At 35.1% G+C, this 22,341-nt stretch carries 22 protein-coding genes and 1 tRNA gene; 14 read left to right on the top strand and 9 right to left on the bottom strand.

Going from position 1 to position 22,341, the window contains the following annotated elements; genetic code table 11:
- Nucleotides 1–3 precede the first annotated feature (3 nt).
- The 8 genes from RAH34_RS14260 to RAH34_RS14225 all read left to right on the top strand — a co-directional run bounded on the left by RAH34_RS14260 (nt 4) and on the right by RAH34_RS14225 (nt 7,434).
- Nucleotides 4–1,143 (top strand): glycosyltransferase family 4 protein, encoded by a 1,140-nt coding sequence (locus RAH34_RS14260; RefSeq protein ID WP_114821427.1) that lies wholly within the window; start codon nt 4–6, stop codon nt 1,141–1,143.
- A complete protein-coding gene (locus RAH34_RS14255; RefSeq protein WP_306596564.1) occupies nt 1,133–2,362 on the top strand; it encodes an O-antigen ligase in 1,230 nt (409 codons plus the stop codon). Before RAH34_RS14260 ends, RAH34_RS14255 begins: the two co-directional genes overlap by 11 nt.
- Complete coding sequence (locus RAH34_RS14250; RefSeq protein ID WP_114821429.1) at nt 2,307–3,116, top strand: hypothetical protein; 810 nt, start codon at nt 2,307–2,309, stop codon at nt 3,114–3,116. Before RAH34_RS14255 ends, RAH34_RS14250 begins: the two co-directional genes overlap by 56 nt.
- Nucleotides 3,113–4,246 carry a glycosyltransferase gene (locus RAH34_RS14245; RefSeq protein WP_306596563.1) on the top strand — a complete coding sequence of 378 codons (1,134 nt, stop codon included), beginning with the start codon at nt 3,113–3,115 and terminating at the stop codon, nt 4,244–4,246. Before RAH34_RS14250 ends, RAH34_RS14245 begins: the two co-directional genes overlap by 4 nt.
- Nucleotides 4,246–5,433 carry a glycosyltransferase family 4 protein gene (locus RAH34_RS14240; RefSeq protein ID WP_114821431.1) on the top strand — a complete coding sequence of 396 codons (1,188 nt, stop codon included), beginning with the start codon at nt 4,246–4,248 and terminating at the stop codon, nt 5,431–5,433. The genes RAH34_RS14245 and RAH34_RS14240 overlap by 1 nt, the downstream gene beginning before the upstream one ends.
- Nucleotides 5,434–5,730: 297 nt before the next feature.
- A tRNA-Asp gene (locus RAH34_RS14235) sits at nt 5,731–5,804 on the top strand.
- Between the two features lie 170 nt (nt 5,805–5,974).
- The gene (locus RAH34_RS14230) at nt 5,975–6,175 is read left to right on the top strand and encodes a hypothetical protein (RefSeq protein WP_114821432.1); all 201 of its coding nucleotides are present in this window, start codon (nt 5,975–5,977) and stop codon (nt 6,173–6,175) included.
- A 230-nt stretch (nt 6,176–6,405) separates the two neighbouring features.
- On the top strand, nt 6,406–7,434 hold the full coding sequence (locus RAH34_RS14225; RefSeq protein WP_306596562.1) for a L,D-transpeptidase: 1,029 nt from the start codon (nt 6,406–6,408) through the stop codon (nt 7,432–7,434).
- Here the strand turns inward: RAH34_RS14225 and RAH34_RS14220 are convergent.
- From RAH34_RS14220 to RAH34_RS14210, 3 genes are all read right to left on the bottom strand, one after another.
- Nucleotides 7,427–7,954 carry a hypothetical protein gene (locus RAH34_RS14220; RefSeq protein ID WP_114821433.1) on the bottom strand — a complete coding sequence of 176 codons (528 nt, stop codon included), beginning with the start codon at nt 7,952–7,954 and terminating at the stop codon, nt 7,427–7,429. The genes RAH34_RS14225 and RAH34_RS14220 overlap by 8 nt on opposite strands.
- Nucleotides 7,955–7,958: 4 nt before the next feature.
- Entirely contained in the window at nt 7,959–9,278 is a 1,320-nt protein-coding gene (locus RAH34_RS14215; RefSeq protein WP_306596561.1) for a PDZ domain-containing protein, read from the bottom strand.
- A gap of 121 nt (nt 9,279–9,399) precedes the next feature.
- Nucleotides 9,400–10,038: an alpha/beta hydrolase gene (locus RAH34_RS14210; protein WP_306596560.1), complete on the bottom strand. Its 639-nt coding sequence runs from the start codon at nt 10,036–10,038 to the stop codon at nt 9,400–9,402.
- 245 nt (nt 10,039–10,283) lie between these two features.
- On the opposite strand from RAH34_RS14210, the gene RAH34_RS14205 reads away from it, so the two are divergent.
- Nucleotides 10,284–10,715, top strand: coding sequence for a hypothetical protein (locus RAH34_RS14205; RefSeq protein ID WP_228412005.1), 432 nt, complete (start codon nt 10,284–10,286; stop codon nt 10,713–10,715).
- Between the two features lie 47 nt (nt 10,716–10,762).
- Here RAH34_RS14205 and RAH34_RS14200 read toward each other — a convergent pair whose 3' ends face one another.
- Both RAH34_RS14200 and RAH34_RS14195 read right to left on the bottom strand, forming a co-directional pair.
- Nucleotides 10,763–11,401 carry a DNA-binding response regulator gene (locus RAH34_RS14200; RefSeq protein WP_306596559.1) on the bottom strand — a complete coding sequence of 213 codons (639 nt, stop codon included), beginning with the start codon at nt 11,399–11,401 and terminating at the stop codon, nt 10,763–10,765.
- Complete coding sequence (locus RAH34_RS14195; RefSeq protein ID WP_306596558.1) at nt 11,391–13,364, bottom strand: tetratricopeptide repeat-containing sensor histidine kinase; 1,974 nt, start codon at nt 13,362–13,364, stop codon at nt 11,391–11,393. The genes RAH34_RS14200 and RAH34_RS14195 overlap by 11 nt, the downstream gene beginning before the upstream one ends.
- 200 nt (nt 13,365–13,564) lie before the next feature.
- Here RAH34_RS14195 and RAH34_RS14190 point away from each other — a divergent pair, with 200 nt between their 5' ends.
- Entirely contained in the window at nt 13,565–13,984 is a 420-nt protein-coding gene (locus RAH34_RS14190) for a hypothetical protein (protein ID WP_114821439.1), read from the top strand.
- 72 nt (nt 13,985–14,056) lie between these two features.
- On the opposite strand, the gene tyrS is transcribed toward RAH34_RS14190, so the two are convergent.
- On the bottom strand, nt 14,057–15,352 hold the full coding sequence (gene tyrS, locus RAH34_RS14185) for a tyrosine--tRNA ligase (protein ID WP_306596557.1): 1,296 nt from the start codon (nt 15,350–15,352) through the stop codon (nt 14,057–14,059).
- Between the two features lie 194 nt (nt 15,353–15,546).
- Between tyrS and RAH34_RS14180 the strand changes: the two genes are divergently transcribed.
- Nucleotides 15,547–16,107 carry an RNA polymerase sigma factor gene (locus tag RAH34_RS14180; RefSeq protein WP_034692096.1) on the top strand — a complete coding sequence of 187 codons (561 nt, stop codon included), beginning with the start codon at nt 15,547–15,549 and terminating at the stop codon, nt 16,105–16,107.
- Between the two features lie 161 nt (nt 16,108–16,268).
- Here RAH34_RS14180 and RAH34_RS14175 read toward each other — a convergent pair whose 3' ends face one another.
- On the bottom strand, nt 16,269–16,901 hold the full coding sequence (locus RAH34_RS14175) for a hypothetical protein (protein ID WP_306596556.1): 633 nt from the start codon (nt 16,899–16,901) through the stop codon (nt 16,269–16,271).
- A 115-nt stretch (nt 16,902–17,016) separates the two neighbouring features.
- Here RAH34_RS14175 and lipA point away from each other — a divergent pair, with 115 nt between their 5' ends.
- A complete protein-coding gene (gene lipA, locus RAH34_RS14170) occupies nt 17,017–17,883 on the top strand; it encodes a lipoyl synthase (protein WP_034692098.1) in 867 nt (288 codons plus the stop codon).
- A 233-nt stretch (nt 17,884–18,116) separates the two neighbouring features.
- On the opposite strand, the gene RAH34_RS14165 is transcribed toward lipA, so the two are convergent.
- Nucleotides 18,117–19,010 (bottom strand): AraC family transcriptional regulator, encoded by an 894-nt coding sequence (locus tag RAH34_RS14165; RefSeq protein ID WP_306596555.1) that lies wholly within the window; start codon nt 19,008–19,010, stop codon nt 18,117–18,119.
- Nucleotides 19,011–19,191: 181 nt separating this feature from the next.
- On the opposite strand from RAH34_RS14165, the gene RAH34_RS14160 reads away from it, so the two are divergent.
- A complete protein-coding gene (locus tag RAH34_RS14160) occupies nt 19,192–20,394 on the top strand; it encodes an MFS transporter (RefSeq protein ID WP_114821443.1) in 1,203 nt (400 codons plus the stop codon).
- Nucleotides 20,395–20,465: 71 nt separating this feature from the next.
- Here the strand turns inward: RAH34_RS14160 and RAH34_RS14155 are convergent, their stop codons facing one another.
- Nucleotides 20,466–20,846 (bottom strand): STAS/SEC14 domain-containing protein, encoded by a 381-nt coding sequence (locus tag RAH34_RS14155; protein WP_114821444.1) that lies wholly within the window; start codon nt 20,844–20,846, stop codon nt 20,466–20,468.
- A 99-nt stretch (nt 20,847–20,945) separates the two neighbouring features.
- Here RAH34_RS14155 and RAH34_RS14150 point away from each other — a divergent pair, with 99 nt between their 5' ends.
- The gene (locus RAH34_RS14150) at nt 20,946–22,166 is read left to right on the top strand and encodes an FAD-binding oxidoreductase (RefSeq protein ID WP_306596554.1); all 1,221 of its coding nucleotides are present in this window, start codon (nt 20,946–20,948) and stop codon (nt 22,164–22,166) included.
- Nucleotides 22,167–22,341: the final 175 nt, after the last annotated feature.

Genomic DNA, 22,341 nt, shown 5'->3' with positions numbered 1-22,341 from the left:
CAGATGAAAATACATATTTTTTATTTAGCGGTAATGGATCGTTTGGGTAAGCAGATTACAGTTGGAGGTATTCAGAATTATTTAATAGGTCTAGGTACAGCTTTAAAAAATGCAGGATACGAGGTAGTAATTTACCAGGGTGCAGACGAAAACTTTGTGTCAGAATATAAAGGAATCACTATTATAGGTAAGAAAAACAATCCGAAGGAATCATTAAAGAAGCAAACGAAAGATGTTTTTAACCAGGTTAATGATAAAATTTCAGTTAATGATATAATTGTTTTTGGTACAGATAAGATCGCATTTAAGTTAAAAGGATATTCAAAAACGATTTCTATTCAACATGGGATTTCATTTGATTATATTTCCTATAATGCCTTTCCCGGATTTTTTAAAAAGAACATCGTAGGTATATTCTATAAACTTTTACAATGTTACAAAAATGCAAAAGACTTTCTTATATGTAAAAACGTTGTATGTGTAGATTATAATTTTACAAACTGGATAAGAACAATCTTGCCTCGAAATTATTCAGAAAATACGGTAGTGATACCTAATTATGCTACCATTTCTAAAGAAGTCAGTATCAATCAGATTGCCGGGGATAAAATTAAAATTCTTTTTGCAAGAAGGTTTGAGATGATGAGAGGGGTGCATATTTTGATAGATATAGTGAAAAATATCACAGCAAAATATGATAATGTAGAATTTACGATATGTGGAGAAGGACCATTAAAGAATGAATTAATAAAAGAAATCGGTTCTTTCCCAAATGTCACCATTACTAAATATGGTATTGGGGAATCTGAGCAGTTCAATTTACAACATCATATTACGTTAGTGCCAACCTATGGAAGTGAGGGGACTTCATTCTCATTATTAGAAGGAATGGCTGCTGGGGCAGTACCTATTGTTTCCAATGTTGGGGGAATGACCAATATTATTCTGGATGATTATAATGGATACATTATGAATCCTGATAGCAACGCTTTTATTGAAAAAATAAGCTTTTTGCTTGAAAATCCTGATATTTTAAAAAGAGTTTCGGAAAAAGCAAAAGAAACGGTAGAATATTCTTTCAATGAACAAAAATGGAGAATAAATTGGATAAATTTTATTAATAAAGTGCATAATGCAAATTAAAAAGTTTTATAATTTTTATGTAATCTTTTGTTTAGCTGGTTTTTTAATATCTAGCTTTTTACCTTCTATTTTAAAAATACAAGGACAGGGTATTAATATAATCTATCGTGTACTCGTACTAGCTTTCAGCCTTATTATTATCAGCAGCAATGTTTTTTCTAAAAAATTTAATATTAAAACTTTTAGCTTTTACACCCTATTCTTAATTTTTTGGGGGATCTATTCCATTTTCCTATTGAAAGATATTTATTTTGAGCCTATCAGACTTACTTCCAATAAGACTTACTCAGAATATGTACAGTTTGCATTTGGAGTTGTATTAGTACCTTGTTTCGCTTTTATGGTATTAGACTTTAAGAAATTAAACTTTAAGGGAATACTCAACATAATTTATTATACTATATACGCTTTACTCTTTGTATCATTATTATCACGAAATAATAGTAATGTTACCGGAAGAGATGTTGGAGATCTTGAAATAGGTGTCCTTGTATATGGACAATATGGTACTATGTTAGCATTATTATCGATTTATAAGCTGGCAAATGAGAAAAAAGGAATTTTTTCTATTCTTTATATAGCCGGTATAGTTTTAGGGGCGCTGATTATCTTCGTATCAGCAAGTAGAAGTCCATTTATAGCTTTGATTTTGTCGACTGTATTTTATTTTGTTATTAAAAAAGGAACAAAAGGAGTTTTTTACTTGAGTATACCTGCCGTTTTTATTTCCGTTTTCTTTTTTCAGATCATGGAATTGTTTGGAAGCCTGTTTAAGAGTAATTTTTTAGACAGATTGGTTTCAACTTTTGAAAAGGATAATGAGCGTGAAAAATTAGTCAAGGTCGCTTTACGGGAATTTATGGATAATCCTTTTTTCGGAAAGAATTTTTTAATACAAACAAAACCATACATAGGGTCTTATCCCCATAACCTTTTTGTCGAAGCTTTTATGGCAACAGGTTTTTTTATCGGAATGATACTTGTAATACTATTTATAAGAACCCTTTTTATAAAAGGAAAGTATGTTATACAAAATGATCATTCGACAGGTTGGATTCCGATGATTTTTTGCCAGTTTTTTATTTTCAGTATGTTTTCCAATAATATTTATTCCAACAATTTACTATGGTATTTATTGATTTTAACAATTATTACTTTTAGATATGAAAAATATTTTAATGCTCATCGTACTCCTGTGCCTGGTGCCAAGTTGGTTTAATGGACAAGAATTTAATGTATATACACAAAATAAAAGGTATAATATACAATGTAAAAATTGTATAAAAAATTACTATTTTTTTGGACAACATTACATTGATCGTAATAAACAAAATATCATTGACCTTACTACTTTAGCTCAGGGTGTTGATTCTATCATACCTAATGTACAAAATTCTGATTTGATAGTACTTGATATTGAGAATAAGGTTTACCAGGATGTCAAGCAGAAAAGCAGATTTGATGTCAATTATGCTTCAAATATAAAGAAACTGGTAGATATGGTAAATCTGGTAAAAAAAATGAGACCTAATGCAAAGGTTGTATTATATGGTGTTCCATTTAACTTCAACTATGATTTTCAAAAGAAATTTAATGATTTTGAAAAATTAAAGCCATTACTAAAAAGTGTAGATTACCTTGCTCCTTCATTATATCTAATGTATTCTAATTTCGAAAAGGGTGATAGTTATTTTAAAGACTACATCACAAATAATTTAGATCTGAACTTTCAAATGGCAGAAAAAGTGCAAAAACCCGTATTACCATTTATCTGGTATAAAGTTCATCCTTATAATAAAATTTCTGGTGGGAGTGTAGTTAATGAAAATTTATATGATACTTATTTAAAACTGATAAAAGATTATAGCTACAAAGGAAGGAAAGTAAGCGGTATTATTTATTGGGAACCCTCGAAAGAAACAATTAATATTAATCAGAAGCTAAATAGTACATTAAAAATTTTAGATAAATGATACTCCACATTACAAACGATTACTCAGGATCTACAGTGTATAAAAATTTAGTGAGAGAGCTGGATAATAACGGGGTGGAGCAGATTGTATATAATCCATTTCGGGAGGTTTCCAGAATAGGGAAAAATAAAATAGATTTTAAAAATACCCGCTCTCAGATTATCTACAGTCATATTTTATCAAAATATGCAGATCGTGTTTTGTATCGGAAAAAAATTAAAAAAATCGTACAGGACATTGAAGCAAAAATAGACCTCAAGGCTGTCAGATTTATTCATGCCCACACATGGTACAGCGATGGGGGAGTGGCCTATGAACTTCACAAAAAATATAATATACCATACATAGTAGCGGTACGTAATACTGATCTGAATGTGTTTTTGAAGTATTTTCTGCACGAAAGAGGGTACGGAAAAAAAATTCTTCAGAATGCGAGTAAGATCATAACCATTTCGGCAGTCTATAAAAAAAGAATGCTTGAAGATTCCCGACTGTCTTATATCATGAATGATGTACAGCAAAAACTCACGGTAGTCCCAAATGGTGTAGATCCTTACTGGATAGAATCAAAGGTTGTAGAGAGGAAAAATGTTGAGAATGAAAAAAGCATTCAGATGCTCTATATAGGGAAATTTAATAAGGGAAAAAATGTTTTTAACCTTATTAATGCTGTTAAGAATCATAATCGAAAAATTGAGAATAAGATAAAATTAACACTGATCGGAGGTGGAGGAAATGACGAGAAAAGAATCCTGGATTCTATTAAAAATGATCATTCCTTTGAGTTTGTAGGAAAAGTAGACAGCCTGCCTGTTCTAAAATCCTATTACGAACGAAGTGACTTCTTTACAATGCCTTCCAAAGCAGAAACCTTTGGATTGGTCTATATAGAAGCGCTTCTGCAGGGCTTACCGGTAATGTACACACAAAATGAAGGAATCGACGGTTTTTACGATGATTCTATAGGCGAAAAAGTAGAAGACACTTCTGTTTCTGCGATCGAACGAGGGCTTGAACGTTTAATCCAAAAACGAGATCATTATAGTTTTGATATTGAACAATTGTTAGAAAATCATGACTGGAAGAGAATAGCTGAAGTATATCAACAATTATATAAAGAAAAAAAATAATGAATATATTATACATCCACCAATATTTCGTAACTCCTCAGGAACCAGGAGGAACAAGATCGTACTGGCTGGCACAGGAACTTATTAAGAACGGGCATAAAGTTACCATGCTCACCTCATCATCCAAATTTTCAGAAGATATTAAAGTTGTAAACATTGATGGTATTGAAGTCGTTTATATAAAAGAAGACTATGACCAGAATATGAGCGTTTCCAGAAGGCTAAAGGCTTTCCTGAAATTTATGTACAAATCTTCTGTGGTAGGATTGAAACAAAAAGATATCGATCTGGTGATTGCTACATCTACTCCTCTTACCATAGGTATTCCTGCACTTATATTAAAGTGGTTTAAAAAAAAGCCTTTTGTTTTTGAAGTAAGAGATCTCTGGCCGGAGGTACCTATACAGATGGGAGCTATAAAAAACAGCTGGACAATAAAAACGACTCGTCTGCTGGAAAAAATGATTTATAAAAACGCTTCCCGTGTTATTGCGCTTTCTCCCGGTATGCAGGCTGGCGTCACAAAATATATTCCCAAAGAAAAGACATCAATGATACCTAATATGGCTAAAATGGACGAATTCTGGCCGAGGGGAAAAAACGATCAACTGATGGAAAAGCTCGGCTTAAAAAAAGATTCATTCAAAATAGTTCATTTTGGTTCTCTGGGATTAGCAAACGGAGCTCATTCAATTATTGAATCCGCCAAATTATTAAAAGATAGGGAAGATATCGAATTTTTGTTTGTAGGAGGAGGTTCTACCGAACAGGATTTGGTAGACGAAGTAGAAAAAAATAATCTTAAAAATGTGAAATTTCTCGGAAAGTTTCCTATGACCGATGTATCTGAAATTGTCAATTTTTCGGATGTCTCTATGATTTCCTTTTTGGATCTGCCGATTTTGTATACCAACTCTCCAAATAAACTGTTCGATTCATTGTCTGCAGGAAAACCGATTATTGTCAACTCTGCCGGTTGGACAAAAGATATAGCAGAAAAGTACCACTGCGGATATTATGTAAATCCAAACCGTCCGGAAGAACTGGTGCAAAAAGTACTCCATCTGAAAGATAATCCTGAATTGGTAAAGAGCATGGGACAAAATGCAAGAAAACTGGCTGAAACAGTTTATGATAAGTCTATTTTGTGTAAGAAATTTGTCGAAGTTATCGAACAAACAGAATAAACAAGAAGATCAGGTAGGCATTTATACAATCGTTTTTACTGCTATTATAATAACAGGGGGACAGTAAGTTTCGGATGAATATTTCAATAGAAAGTTGATTGTTGCTGTAGAAGAAAAAATTACCTGAATTTTGAAGGATAATCTCTTAAAAAGTTTTTAAAGTAGAAAATCTTATTTTTTTTGTATTTGACAATCTGTGCCTTAACAAAATCTTTGAAATAAAAGGAACACGTTTCTTTGGAAAAGCTAAAAAAAGGTATATATTTGCACCAGTTAAAAGCAAATGCTACCTTAATTGATCCGGTAGTTCAGCTGGTTAGAATGCCGCCCTGTCACGGCGGAGGTCGCGGGTTCGAGTCCCGTCCGGATCGCGAAAAAGTCTTCTAGAAATAGAAGACTTTTTTTATTTTATTTATTTTACCCCAATTAGCTTAATGATTTCATTGTACGAATCTATTCTCTGCAATATCTGCTTATTTATTTTGACGGTTATGATGATATAGCATTTTCTGTTCCTGATGATGGAATGGGAGTGTACAGGATGTTTGAAATTTATCTGTATCATCCACAAAACAAATGTTTTGAAAAGCTTAAAGAACCGGATTTTTCCCGCTCAGGATGTTCATGTCTGTGTGATGTCACTGTAGAAAAAGATAAGAAACTTTTAATAACAGGATGCAGAGGTGGAGCAAGATGGCATCAGGATGTTTACCGATTGGGGAAAAACGGGACTTTGGAATAGATTTCTACAAGAGAACAGGGTAGCGAATAACGTGTATGACAATGTTTGGAAATATCCTTTGGAATCTATGTTTTTTTTCCAGTCTTTAATAATAACTCCTCATTTACAGTGGTAAAGCCCCCGTTTTTTTACGGTATTTTCACGAATGTCTTTTAGGATTCAAATTTAGGTCTGATATTTGTACTGGGTAGTCCAACTAAATGGCCGATTTATTTATGAAAAACATATCTGTGAAAAAATCCTTTTTTTATGCCTGCTTATGCGCTTTTTTACTTGCTTCATGTAAAAAGGAAATAGATAAAATAAGCGATACTTTTAAAGATACTGTTTCTTCTTCTGAAGTTCAGGAGGTAGAAAAGGATTCTATAAAGAAAGATTCTGTTCCTGTAGTAAAAAAAGAATCCGTTCCGCCTGTTATGCAGGAGAATGGTTTTTATAATGCTTTTGTTCTTCCTAAGGATAAAAAAATGCGTGATTCCGTTTATGCAGAATTCAGCAAGAAATATACTGTAGAGGAAAGAACAGCTATTTTAGCCTTAAACAGATTAGATTCTAAAAGTAAATGGAATGCCGATACATTGGTAGTTCCTGCGAAAATAGATACCACATTGATGGCCTACTCACCATTTCCAATGCAGCTGGATGTATTAAGCGGAGTGAAAAAGTTTGTCATTTTCTCATATCCTATACAGGCTTTTGCCGTATATTCTAATGGAAGCCTTGTGAAATGGGGACCAACAAGTATGGGTAAAAAAGCAGCCCAGACCACCAGAGGACTTACTTTTGCCAACTGGAAAAAGAAACTTGCTATTTCCACCGTGAGCACCGAATGGAAACTTCCATACAATTTTAATATTCACAATATTGGAGGAATTGGATGGCATGAATATACACTTCCTGGATATCCTGCTTCGCACTCTTGTTTACGACTGCTGAGAAAAGATGCCCAATGGCTGTATTCCTATGCAGATACCTGGATTCTGAATCCCGGTGGTGCAACCACCAAAGCCAGAGGTACTGCAGTAATGGTATTCGGAGATTATAAATGGGGAGGAAGAAAACCATGGAGAAATCTTCTGGATGATCCTAATGCCAACAATATTTCTGTTGAAGAATTAACCAGGCTTTTAGAACCGGATGTTCCGAAAATGCTCAAAGAACAAAACAACAGAGAAAAAGTGGTAGATTCTATCAAAGCAGCAAAAGCAGCAGCTGCACCTATTCAGAATGAAAAGCCTGTAGAATCTCTATCTAATTAATTTTCTTTTCAAATTGTAAAGTAGATTCTTCTGCAAATCTTCTCAATTTAAGCATTTCTTTTTTTCCTTTATGCTGCCCGAATCTGGCGGCAATATAGGTAAGAAGAATAAAGAATAACATGATAAAAGAAGCGCTCAGTGCCCACGGGTATTCGGCGCTTTTTATTTGCTTTTCCACATAATACATCGTGAAGAAAGTCATCCACAGAATAGAAAAGGAAAAGTATAAGAACATGAAGAAAGTCCATACTGCAGAACTCGGACCAAATACCCCGCGTATTGCTGTATGTTCATCTTCCATCTCAACCCTTAAGGCAAGACAGGGTTTCCAGTAGTTGTCGTATTCTGTTTTCACCCAGATGGTAGCTACTTCTTTATTAATGTTACCTGAAAACTCATCTGTATGCTCTTCCATATATTTTTTCAGGTTTTCAGCATACTCTTCTTTGGTAAGATGAGTAAACATTTTAAATCTGGGTCTGGTTCTTATTCTGTCTAAGGTGCTCTCTTCAGTATTCATATTGTTATTCTTGATAGGGAATAGGGTCTTCCAAAGCGAAACGTAATGTAAGTTTTTGGTTTTTTCTTAGAATGACCATGGTAATATTTCTGCCTTCATTGGACTTCATGAGCTCCACTATTTTTTCCAGAGTCATGTCTGAAGTCTGCGCTCCGTTAATGGTAAGAACTTTGTCATCCTTTTGCAGACCGGCTTCATAAGCGGGAGAATCTTTTCTTACACCGGCAATGGAAAATATCGGTTTTAAACTAAATTTATACTGAAAAGCATCTCTATAAACCTCCGTTGTTACCATCGCCGATTTCTGGGTTTCAATTTTTAGTCTGTCTTCCTGCCACTCAAGTCCGTCCTGCTTGAAATCAAGCCCGCTCATATTAAAATGAAAAGGATCATCAAAGTATCTGTTTTTCTTCAGATAAAGTTTTTTATTGGTGTAATCAAAGACTACAGTAAATCTACGCATAATTTCCCCGCCTATGGAACCTTTTCTGTTTTCCACCATATTAACGTGCTGTATGGAGAATTCATCCGGCATAGCAGTAAGTGGTTTTTCAAACTTGAATTTTCCAAGGTAGAAATTATGAATACGGCTTCTTTTTCCATAGATATCGCCATTGAAGCCACGGCCAAGGAAATCATCAATATTAGGTCTGTTATAAACAAAATTTTTAATAAGAGTGGGAAAGAGCCAGATGGCATCGCTGTTTCCGAGATCAATCAACAGTTTTGAGTCCTTTTTTTCATTTGTCATTTCTACATCACCATAGAGATAGGGTTTATCCTTCTCAATAGTGATAGGGAACTCTTCAAATCTTTTGATTTTCTTTTGCAGACCATCCTCGTTTTCATACACGGTTATTTTTTTAGAACTATAATCTATATAAATCGGGTGGTCTTTGAAAAAATGATATCCGATAACTCCGTTCACAGGAATTCCCACGTGGGGCGAAATATTAAATTCTTCATCGATAATAATATAAAGAGACATCGAAGTATTGATAATTTCATTTCCAATTTTACCTATATTCCGCTCAGATTTCAAGCCATCAATACTGATACTGCCTCCAAGACCTGAAAATTTTACTTTCTCAACATTGCTTAGCATGACTTCCTTATTTTCCAGACTGAAAAGGATCGTTTCTGAAACTCCTGTATCCAATAAAAAAGTAAGCTCCGCACCATTTACATTGATGGGAATAAAGATTAGATTGTTGATAAACTGAAAAGGAATCACTGCTTTTTTAGTATTAACCAACTCAAAAGAATTCTGGGCATTTATAAAAATGCTCACAAATAATCCCAGTAAAAGCAGTTTAAATTTCATTTACTGAATTTAGTAAATTTATCTATATGATAATAAAAAAAACATTCCAAAAGCTGGAATGTTTATATAAACTACAATAAAGCATTGTGTTTTGTTGAATTTATTTCAAATTGGATTCTGTCTATTTGGAAAAGAAATCCATCAGATCCATATAATTCTTCTGATTGACACCATGTCCGCTCATATATTCTCTGAACGTGAAGTAACAGCTAAGATCATAAAGAAGATCAGCCCCTTTTCTTCCCCATTCCAGCGGGATTACAGCATCATCTGTGCCGTGAGAAATGAAGAAACGAAGGCCCTCCAGTTTCTTTTTATCTTTTACAATACCGTCCAGAATTTTATCTTCAGGATAACTGCTCATACAGGCAACACGATTGAAAAGTTCAGGATGTTTTAAAGCCAAAGCATAACATAATATACCACCTTGGCTGAAGCCGCAAAGATGAGCCTTACTTTCCGTAAGTCCATAGTGGTTGATAATCTTCAGCATACTTTCAAGAGCAGCATCCAACGATTCCTTTGCCTGAGGAACATCAATGAAATTTTCCGGATCATTAAAATTGATATCATACCATGAATATCCTTCAAACTGGGTATCACGCGGAGCTCTGAAACTGACAATGATCCAGTCATTGGGAAGAGTTTCTCTAAAACTGAAAAGATCCTGCTCATTGCTGCCATAGCCATGAAGCATAAAAAGAATAGGAGTTTGCGAAGTAATATTTTCCGGCTCTCTTACTAGATAATCTAAATTCATAGAGCAAAGATAATTAAATTACCTACAGAATTTTGATTTTTATTATTCATACAATGAACTTCTGCTGCATGTTGGTTTATGTGTAATGATTAAATATCTGGAGTATATTTTTGAATTTTTAATTGGGTTTTTATTTTTATTGATTTGATATTATTTGGAAATCTTTATTGGAAAATTTTCATAAAAGTTATTTTTATATTAATAAAAAACTTATATTTGAAACATTAAAAAATCTATTTGGAGAAATGAAGCAATTTTACAATTCAAAAAGTTTACTTAGACTTTCTTTTTTATTCGTTTTATTATTTTCTGTAATCACCGTTGTTAATTCTTGTAAAAAAGATGATGATGAAGAATTTCAGGATCATGTGGTTCAATTCGAAGTGAAGACAACTGCCGGAGGGGAGATCATAAGTGTTGTAACACAAGTAGGTACAACTCAGAATACCATATACAATACTCCGCAGTCTCCTGTAACTTCACCATGGACAAGTGGAGAATTCTTCGTGAATTCCAGCCAGGCACAGCTGAATCTTGATGCTAACGCGTCAATGCCGGATGATAATTCTGAATTGACAATCAATCTTTACATTGATGGTGAGATAGCAAGAACAGTGAAGAAGAAAGGTAAAGGGGTATTGGTTGCTTCTATTGATTATAGCTTCTTAGAACCTTAAATTACTTTAACAATATATAAAAAAAACCGCTTTCAAAGCGGTTTTTTTTATTCTTCAATCATATGTTGCTGTACAGCTAAGCTGATCAATTCTGTTGAATTCTTTGCATGAAATTTCTGCAGCAGGTTCTTACGATGAGTGTCTACGGTAAGAGGACTTAAAAACAGTTCTTCAGCAATTACATTACTTGTTTTTCCCTGGGCTACCATCTGTAGAATTTGTTTTTCCCTTTTTGTGAGTCTGGGAACAGGAACGCTATTCTGAGAAGGAAGACTGATAATCTGTTTGGTTTCATTGCAGAAAACAATATCTCCGGAAAGAGCTCCTCTTATACTTATCACAAGATCATCAATAGAAGTGTTTTTGAGCAGATAACCGCTTGCTCCGTTTTGTATAGACTGCATAATAATGCTTCGTTCTGAACGGTTACTGAACATTATTACAGAGGTGCCGGGTGATATTCTTTTTATTTCTCTGCAGAGCTCTGTTCCGTTGGAATCGGGGAGCGTAATGTCCAGAAGAACAATATCTACCATTTCGGACCGGATGAAACTCAGTGTTTCTGCACCGGATGCAAAACTTCCTGCGACATGAAAGAAAGGCTGGCTTCTCAGCATCATTCTTAGACCTTCGATGACAATGGGATGATCATCTACGATGACAATATTTATTTTTTCATTCTCCATGGATGCTGAGTTCTATATTAATTACTGTTCCCTGATCATCAGAATTGATTTCCATTTTTCCTTTCAGGTAATTGACTCTGTTTTTCAGATTACGAAGTCCCATACTTTTGGTGGTGTTTTCTATATTTTTATCAAATCCTTTTCCGTTATCTTCAATCGTTATCAGAAAATTCTCGCCGGATTGTGAGCATTGAAGCAGAATACTGCTTGCTTCGGCGTGTTTTACAGCATTGGCCAGTAACTCCTGTACAATCCTGTAAATATTAAGCTGGATATTTAAAGGGAGTGCTTTGTCAATATCAATAGCCTGAAAATCAATTTCAAGATTTTTTCTGTTGTAAAATTCACACAGGTCGAGTATTGCGGTTTCCAAACCGAAATTAAGCAATGATTCAGGCATTAAATTTCTCGCTACATGACGGAGTTCACTTACAGAGCTGTCCAGCTGACCTAATATTTTATAAAATTCCTGATCTTTTTCAGGATTTAAATGACTGGAAGACCAGGTAGAAAAGTTGATCTTTACTCCGGCAAGCATTCCTCCCAGACCATCATGAAGATCCCTTGCAATACGTTCTCTTTCCCTTTCTTCACCATCAAGAATGGCTTTGGTTAATGATAATTCTTCTTTTTGCTTTATTTCATTGAGCTTCTGCTCGTTTATTTTTTTGTTTTTTCTGAAAATAATAAACAGGAAGATCAGAAGACTTAACGCAAGTAATAAAACAAGACCCATTCCCCACAAATAGGAATTCTTCTTGTTGACTTCCAGATCCTTTTGGTTTTTTTCTGCATTTAAAGTTGCTATTTTTCTTTCTTTTTCAGCAGTATTGAATTTAGACTCCAGTTTGTTGATTTCAATTTTTACATTCTCTGTATTAAGGCTGTCATTCAGCTTTGAATATTTCTGTTCCCATACAAGAGCCTCTTTGGTATCTCCTAATTCTTCATTGAGCAAAGAAAGCTGTTTGTAGAAGGTTTTCCGGTTATTAAGATCAATAGCCAGAGATTTTTCTGTTAAAACATTCTCCAAAGTAGTTTTAGCCTCCTTATATCTTTTAAGCTTCTTTAAAATATCATACTTGTTGAAATAAAACATTTGAGCCAGAAGATTCTGATTGTATTTTTTTGTATAAAAAATACCTTTTTCGATTACAGGAAGCGCTTCTTCATTTTTTTGACGGGTAATATACAACAGGGTTTTACTGTAATAATAAAAAGCATTGGATGAAGATTCAGGATATGCCCTGATGAGTTTTTCAGCTTTATTCAAATACTTTTCAGCCTGATCCCCATTAGCCTGATAGCAGAAATTGTTGGCAGAATTGAGATAGGTGAAAAATAATTCAGCAGAGTTAGGATAATTTTTTTCAAGAATTTTCAGAGCTTTGTCATTGTACCCTTCAGCCTTTTTAAACTGGGCATTATACGTAAGAATAACAGCAAGCTGAGTATACAGGAAACCAAGATTTTTACTGTTTTCATATTTTTCAACCAGCGGAATACTCTTTTCAAGCATGGTCTTAACCAAAGGAATATAGCCTTCTTTATCCTTTTGCGAAACACCATAGCTGTACCAGGCAAGAGCCTGAAGAAAATCGGATTCTTCATTTTTAAATTTCGATAAAGTCCGGATAGACTGCTGATAGGAAGCAGCAGCTTTCTCCTTATTCCTGTCCAGATAATATTGTCCTTCGTAATAATAATATTTTGCCAGGATAAAAGGATTGTTTTGAGCCAGCCTTTTTCCGCTGGAAAGATATTTTTTACTCAAAACTGAATCGCTGTTCCTGTAATAATTGGATAAAAGGAGAGACGCAGTCGCTTTTGAAGTATCGGGATAATTTCCATTTGTAACGCTTTGTAAGCTGTCTATATAAGACTTTTCATCAAGTGGAATGATTTGCTGGGATTGTAACGCAAAAGATAAAAACAGACTTAACAGGACAAGTAATCTCTTCATTATGGATCAATTCTGTAAAATATTTTTTTAAACGCTCAATTTAATTAAAAATTTTAGCATAAAAAATACCTGAATTTAGGTAGAAAAAATTACTGGTTTTTGAGGATTGATAGACGTACGTGATGCTCATAGCTTTGCAAGCATCAAATCATGAATCATAGAATATTCAATATAGTAACTAAAATTTAAACAAAAAGATTATGAAAAAAATGAGAATGAACCAGCTGTTAAGAGGAGCATTCGTCGCGGTAATAGCAGCAATGCTTATTGGATTTACCGCGTCTTGCAGTAACGACGATGACGACAACAATGTGAATGGAGCAGGGAAAAGTCATAAATTGGTCTTTAAAGCAATCGCTTCTTCAGGTAGTAATATTGATGTAGCGGTTTACGGAATAGACGGTAACCCTACCACTGCAACAAGTCTTAGCGGAACAACATGGAGCAGCCCTGAGGTAACATCAGAACCGGGAGCATACAATGCCACCGTTGGAGTAAACGCTGTCGGACCGGATGCTTCTGCAACATTGAAAGTTCAGATCTGGGTAGACGGAGAACTGAAGAAAGAAGGAACTTCCAGCGGACAGTATTTGTCGGCTACTACAAGCTATACATTTTAATATTAAATTTATTTAGGAAATGAAGCCGGCGCTGAGATTCATCTTAGCGCCGGTTTTTTTATATATTTTCTACTAGTTTGCTCTTACAATAAAGTAGCTTTTCTTACCTTTTTGTAATAATAAGAACTTACCATCGATAAGATCTGTTTCATTAGCTGTAAATGTGTCATTTACTTTTTGTTTGTTGACAGAGATGGCATTTCCTTTAATCTCTCTTTGAGCTTCACTCTTAGATTTTAAGAATCCTGATTTTTCAGAAAGAAGATCAATAATATTTACTCCTAAAACATCAGTTTTTGCAATTTCTTTCTGAGGAACTCCATCAAAAACTTCCAGGAATGTTTCCTCATCAAGGCTTACAAGATCTTCAGCTGTAGAACGTCCGAAAAGGATTTCAGAAGCTTTCAGTGCTTTTTCGTACTCTTCTCTTCCGTGTACCCAAACGGTTACTTCTTCTGCAAGTTTTTTCTGTAATTTTCTTTCGTGGGCTGCTGTTTTGTGCTCTTCAATTAAAGCTTCAATTTCTTCTTTTCCTAAGAAAGTATAGAACTTAATGAATCTTTCAGCATCTTCATCAGTAGCATTCAGCCAGAACTGATAGAACTTGTAAGGAGAAGTTTTCTTTTTATCCAGCCAGTAGTTTTCTCCGCTTTCAGACTTTCCGAATTTGGAACCGTCCGCTTTGGTAATCAAAGGAACTGTTAATGCAAATGCTTCACCCTGAGCTTTTCTACGGATCAATTCTGTACCTGTAGTGATATTTCCCCACTGGTCTGAACCTCCCATCTGCAGCTTTACATTATTATTTTGATATAAGTGAAGGAAATCATATCCCTGGATAAGCTGGTACGTAAATTCTGTAAAACTCATTCCGTCAGCACCCGATTCTCCTGAGAATCTTTTCTTCACAGAATCTTTAGCCATCATATAGTTGACCGTGATATTTTTCCCTACATTTTTAGCAAAATCAAGGAAAGAAATATTCTTCATCCAGTCGTAGTTGTTCACCAGTTCAGCTTTGTTAGGCTCGTTTCCTTCAAAGTTTAAGAATTTTGAAAGCTGATTTTTTAAACAGTCAACGTAATGTAAAAGCGTTTCCTCATCCAAAAGATTCCTTTCAGCAGATTTTCCGGACGGGTCTCCGATCATTCCTGTTGCACCTCCCACCAATGCAATCGGCTTGTGGCCATGAAGCTGGAAGTGTGCTAAAATTTTTATCTGGATAAGACTTCCGATATGTAAAGAATCGGCAGTAGGATCAAAACCAATATATGCAGTAGTTACCTCTTTATTCAGTTGTTCATCGGTTCCTGGCATCATATCGGCAAACAGACCACGCCATTTCAGTTCTTCTATAAAGGAATTCATTGATTGTTAACTTTAAAATTTTAAGATGCAAAGATAGTAAATTCAGAAGTATTAAGGGTAAAAAAGCAAAAGGACGAAAGGCAGAAATACAAAATAAAATATAACAAAATTTTTACCCGTTGACTTGGCAAATAGAAGAGCTTTTCCTTTTTATCACTTTGTATTTCGACCCAAATAATCTATATTTGTTATTAATGAACGACGAACAGCTATTCCTGCTCATCCAGAAGGCCAAAGATAAAGATCAGAAGGCCCAGACTAAACTCATTAATATTTTTTGGGTGGATGTTTTCTCTTTTGTCATGAAAAAGGTAAGAGATGAAAATGATGCCGATGAAATTACCGTGAATGTTTTTTCAAAAGTATTGTCGAAGCTGGATATGTTTGATCCTCATTTTCAGTTTAAAACCTGGATATTGACTATTGCCCAGAATACCGTTATTGATTTCTGGAGAAAGAAAAACCGTGATAACGAAGACGCCGTTGAAAACCTTGATGAGGTCAAAAATCAATATGCAAAATCACCCGAAGAACTTCTTATTTCTGAAGAAGAACAAAAGAAAATCATCAAAACCATAGAATCTCTGGATGCCAATTATCAGGATATTATCAAGCTGAGGTTTTTTGAAGAAAAAAGCATCAAAGAAATTGCTGAAGAGCTGGGAATCTCCGTTGCCAACACCAAAGTAAGAGTCATGCGGGCCAAAAAAGTCCTGGCTGAGCTGTTGAAAAATAATGAATTTGATGATCATTAAATTCAATTAATACTCTTCAATAGAAACGGATTTGTCATTCTGAACGAAATGAAATGCAGTGAAGAATCTCATAAATTTGTTCATCAATAAGATTCTTCCTTCGCCAGAACAACAAGATTCACAATGGGCTTTAGCCCAAACTTACATCCCACGACTTTTATTTAAAAATAAACCTCTTCTTTTGTTTTTGGAAGAATTATTTTCTGCTGCTTTTCCTGATTTCTGTTCTGCAGATTAATTTTCAGCCCTTTTTTAATATAAGTTTCTTTTAAAGATTTACCATATTCAGCAGTATTTTCTACCTCTTTTGAATAGTTCAGCTGCCCTGTTGAAAGATTAAAATCTACATCTTTCCAGTAATCACCAGGTCTTCCGGAAGTGGAAGAGGTTCCTATGAGTTCAAAATGTCCGTTCTGGAATCTGTATTTATCTGTAACATCCCATTTCCAGCTGCTTCCGCCGTTTTGAGAAATGATCAGAATTCCTTTTTCTATTTTAGTTTCTCTGTAAGGATCACCCATCATACCTCCGCCATTGCTTTCCATAACAGCATTCCTGGATTTTTCAAGGATTGTCCATGCTCCGCCAACTTTTTTCAGAATCTGGATTTCGCGGATGTTTCCCATATCTGTGGTGTCCTTGGTGTTATAAATAATTACTTTTTCAGGAATTTTATCTCCATCAAGATCTCCATCTACTGTTTCGATAACGGTGGATCCTGCAGGTTGAAATTGTTTCTGGGCAAGACAAAATGTTCCGCATACCGCGAATAAAAGGAAGAATATTTTTTTCATAAGAATATTTTGAGCGGATAAATATACAAATGAAATTTGAATGATCAATTTCATCAATATATCCGGTTGATGGTTTCCATTAAAAAATCCTTAACTTTGAACTTCAATTTTAGAAATGGAAAATTCAGTTCAAGACACTACCGTTCAAAAACCAAAATGGATCCGCGTAAAACTTCCTACCGGAAAGAATTACAGAGAGCTGAGAACTTTGGTTGATAAATATAAATTAAATACCATTTGCCAAAGCGGAAGCTGCCCGAACATGGGAGAATGTTGGGGTGAAGGTACAGCTACTTTCATGATTTTAGGAAATATCTGTACAAGAAGCTGTGGATTCTGTGGGGTAAAAACAGGAAAACCTCTTGATGTAAACTGGGACGAACCTGAAAAAGTAGCAAGATCCATCAAATTAATGAAGATCAAACATGCCGTTCTTACTTCTGTAGACCGTGATGATCTGAAAGATATGGGTTCTATTCTTTGGGGAGAAACAGTGAATGCTGTCAGAAGAATTTCTCCGGGAACGACAATGGAAACTTTGATTCCGGATTTCCAGGGACTTACAAAACACCTTGACAGATTAGTAGATGTAGCTCCTGAAGTGATTTCTCACAATATGGAAACCGTAAAACGTCTGACCAGAGAAGTGAGAATTCAGGCAAAATATGAAAGAAGCCTTGAAGTATTAAGATACCTGAAAGAAGCCGGACAAAGAAGAACCAAAACAGGGGTAATGCTTGGATTAGGTGAAACTAAAGATGAGGTTTTCCAGACGATCGAAGATATCAGAAATGCCAATGTAGACGTAATCACCCTTGGGCAATATCTGCAGCCGACTAAAAAACATCTTCCGGTAAAGAAATTTATCACGCCTGAAGAATTTGATGAGTTCGGGGATTTTGCAAGAAGCCTGGGTTTCAGACACGTTGAAAGTTCTCCACTCGTAAGAAGTTCTTACCACGCAGAAAAACATATTCACTAAAATACAGACCGTTCAGCAATGAACGGTTTTTTGTTTTCTTAGGTGGCAGGTTGCAGGTATCAGCTGTGAGGAATTAGCTAATGAATGTGGCAATCTTTACAATAACGGCTGCCATCATTCCCATCCTTTGGAGGGGTGGCAAAAATTCAAAGAATTTTTGACGGGGTGGTTCGTAGGACACTCACAAAAACATCCATAGCATCCGACTTTAGTCCACTTTCATTAAAAATTACTTAACAAGTCGTATCCTTCTTAATCACTCCAATCCTTCCATTGATTTCGATCGGCCTGAAATGCTTTTTCTTAAACTCAGAAGGCGTTTCTCCCGTATGCTGCTTGAACAGTTTATTAAAATAAGAAAGACTTTCAAAACCTACCTGAAAACAGACCTCTGTCACAGACTGGTCTTTCAGCAGGAATATTTTGGCCTGATTAATCCTGTAATTGTTGACAAAATCTGTAAAAGTCATATTTGTCTGTTTTTTAAAATACCGGCAGAAAGCAGGAGTACTCAAACTGACAACCTGCGCTACTTCGTTTACGTTGGGTTTTCTGTCGTAGTTTTCATGGATATAATCGTAGATGGTGCCCATTCTGATTTTATCATTTAAAAACCATTTAATTCGGGTATCATCTTTATTGAGTTCTTTTACTTCGGTAGAATCAGCGAGGATTTGCAAAATTTCAATTAACCCCACTAAAGATTCAAAAGAGTTTTTATCTTTAATAATCTGAAGTTTTTCAACAACAGTATTTTTGGTTTCCCCGGAGAATGAAAGACCGAGATAAGACCGTTCTAAAAGATTTTTGATACTTTCAAATTCCGGAACAGGAAGAATAATGTCCTGAAGGAAGCTTTCCCGCATCTGTAATACAAGCTGTCTGCATTCAGTCTGAATACCATAATCAAAATTAAGATGAGGTACATTGGAACCAATCAGTAAAAGATCACTGTCTGTAAAACCGGAAATATTTTTTCCAACATGACGGATTCCATTCACTGCTTCTACATAGACCAGTTCGATTTCCGGATGGTAATGCCAGAAAAAGCAATTTTTCAGTGAAGGGGAAAAAAGTTTAAACGATTTTCCTTTTTCAAACTCAATAATTTCTTTCTGGATCTTCATTTTGTTCTTATTTGATTGTTTCTGAATCTAAAATTAAATAAAAAGGTTAATATGGAGCAAATTTTTATCATTCAAAGAGGTGTGAAATTCAAACTTTCTTTCGATTTTTGCACTTTCAAAATAAAGACGCCTAGATGAACCTTTAATTTGAACCAATTAATTCAGAAAAAAGATTTAGATAATGAAGATTGATAAAAGAATAATACCACTGGCTATCGGTGGTTTAGGGATAGGAACTACGGAATTTACGGTAATGGGACTGTTGCCGGACATTGCCAAAACGCTACAGATCACGATTCCGCAAGCGGGACACCTGATTTCAGCTTATGCCATGGGAGTGGTTATCGGAGCACCCATTCTGATTGGATATTCTGTGAAATTTCCACCCAAAAAAGTGCTGATGGCTTTCATGATCCTTTTTACTTTATTTAATGGGCTTTCTGCTATTGCTCCCGGGTACAACAGTATGCTGGTTATCCGTTTTATGTCCGGACTTCCTCACGGAGCGTTCTTCGGAGTAGGAACGGTGGTCGCATCAAGAATGGCTGGAAAAGGAAAAGAAGCCTTTTATATATCCATGATGTTTACGGGACTCACGGTCGCCAATCTGGCAATGGTACCTCTGGTCACCTATATCGGACACACCTTTCACTGGAGGCTGTACTTTGCTATTGTAGCTGTAATCGGGCTTTTTGCCATTTTATTTTTAAAACTATGGCTTCCTGCAATGGAATCCAATCAGAATACCCATTTCATGGAAGAACTGAAATTCCTTAAAAATAAACAATCGTGGTTGGTATTGGCCATTACAGCAATAGGATTTGGAGGATTGTTCACATGGTTGAGCTATATCACCCCCTTAATGACTGTCGTTGCCGGAATCAAAAGCAGCCAGATGGCTTATGTAATGGTCCTTGCCGGAGCAGGAATGGTGGTTGGAAACCTGGTTGGAGGGATTGTTTCAGATAAATTAGGCCCGGAAAAGACGTGTGCTCTACTGATCTTTCTGATGATGATTTCTCTCGGAGGTGTTTTCTTCCTTGCAGAATATAAAAATATTGCTTTGGTTCTCACATTCATGTGTGGTGCTCTATCCATGTCTATTGCTTCACCTATCAATATTATGATGATGAAAGCTGCCCCCAAAAGTGAAATGATGGCCGCTGCTTTTATGCAGGCAGGTTTCAATATTGCCAATGCAATGGGAGCTTTTCTTGGCGGAATTCCTTTAGAATATGGCTACTCATTCAAATATCCATCGCTGGTAGGAGTAGGGATGACTTTTATTGGAGTAGTGATCAGTGTAAGATATATGTATCTGTACGGTTCAAAGACTCAAAATGAAGAAGAAGTGGCTGCTGAGTGTGTATCATGTGATAAATAAAGAATCATTGTTAAAAATAAAATCGCCTGTTTCAGTGAAAAATGAAACAGGCGATTTTTTATAGGATAAGTTTATGCCTCTACCTCATCTCCATTTTTGCACCAATAGAGGGCATTGTATAAATTTTCTTTGGGGAAAGATTTAAACTCTCCCGGCATCAGAACACTGAAAACACTGGTGAAATCGCGTATGCCTTCTTTGTCTGTTACAATGGCAGAACGATTCCAGTTCGTAAGATTTTTCAATCCCAACAGCAAATCTTCAAGCCATGCTCCCACAGTAAAATTATCCAGATCGGTATCCAAGTACAATAAATAGTTCAGTTCACCGAATTGCTCTACCTTCTCTTTTACACGCGGAATAACCAATCTTTCAAAATCCTCTTTCGTTACTTCTCCCGTTGCATTAAATGCTGCAACATTCTCCGGAGCTTCTGGAATAATTGTTATCATAATAAATATTTTTTGGTGGTTTAGTTTAAAAAAATAACAATAATTACACCAATATTTGATGTATAATTGTTAAAAAAGGTATAAATGTTGATATTTTAAATGGAAAATATCAATATGAATCTGAAATCAAACGAACCTTTCTGGCTTTTAAAAAACGGATTATTAGCATCTTACCCTTCATTAAAATCAAACGAAGAATGTGATGTCCTCATCATAGGAGGCGGTATTACAGGAAGTCTGATCGCTCATCAGATGATAGAAGATGGTTATAATACAATTCTTATTGATAAAAGAGAACTTTGTAACGGAAGTACTTCTGCCACAACTTCAATGCTTCAGTATGAAATAGATGTTCCACTTTATGAACTGATAGAAAAAATAGGCGAAAAGGGTGCTGTCTTAAGTTATAAAGCCTGCAGTGATGCTATTGATACAATAGAAAAACTCACAAAAATTATAGGATCTAAAGCAGGTTTCAAACGAAAGAAATCATTGTATTTTGCTTCAAAAAAGAAAGATGTAGAATGGTTGATGAAAGAATGTGAGGCCAGAAAACAAAACGGATTCGAAGTAAAATGGCTGGAAGCAGAAGATATTCTGAAAAAATTTGAATTTGAAAATACTTACGGTGGAATTGTATCAGAACAGGGAGCCAGTATTGATGCTTTTCAATTTGCGCATGAACTGTTTATGCACAATGTGAAGAAAGGGCTTAAGGTATTTGATAAGACTGAAATGGTAAAAGTGGAGGAGCACAGAGGCTTTAATACGGTTACTGTAGACAGTGGATTTGAGATTAAAGCAAAAAAAATCATTTACTGTATAGGCTACGAAAGTAAAAATCTGCTGAAAGAGAACTTTGTCAACCTGAAAAGTACCTATGCTGTCGTTTCTGAAATAGATAAGGACAAATTTAAAAATATCACCAGTACTTTAGTCTGGAATACGGATGATCCCTACCTTTACATGAGAACTACTGATGATGCAAGACTTCTCATTGGAGGAGGAGACGAAGACTTTTATGATGCCGAAAAACGTGATGCTATATTGTATAAAAAAGAAAAGGAAATCCTTAAAAATTTAAAGAAAATAAAACCTGACTATCATTTTTATACAGATTTTGTATGGGCAGGAACTTTCGGTGAAACCAAAGATGGTTTACCTTATATCAGTGAACATAATAAATTTAAAAACTCTTATTTTGTGTTAGGCTTCGGAGGAAACGGAATTACTTTTTCAGTGGCGGGAATGGAAATGGCCTCCTTGTTTATGAAAGGAAAGAAACATCCGTTATCAAGGTATTTTCAATTTGGTAGGTGATGCTTTATTTTACCACAATTTTTTAGTAAGAATAAAGGTTATTTAGACCTACCGGAATGACAAACTGCGTGGATAAATCGCTATTCCAATTGTGTCATTCCATAGGAATCTCAGATAAATTATTTGTTGGATCAAAGTGCTTTTGTATCACAAAAGTCATCGAATAACATAAAAA

Source organism: Chryseobacterium sp. WLY505, assembly GCF_030846215.1.
In the GTDB taxonomy this organism is placed as follows: Bacteria; Bacteroidota; Bacteroidia; order Flavobacteriales; family Weeksellaceae; genus Chryseobacterium.
Note: the sequence above shows the minus strand (reverse complement) of the source record. Positions and strands in the feature narration are given on the sequence as shown.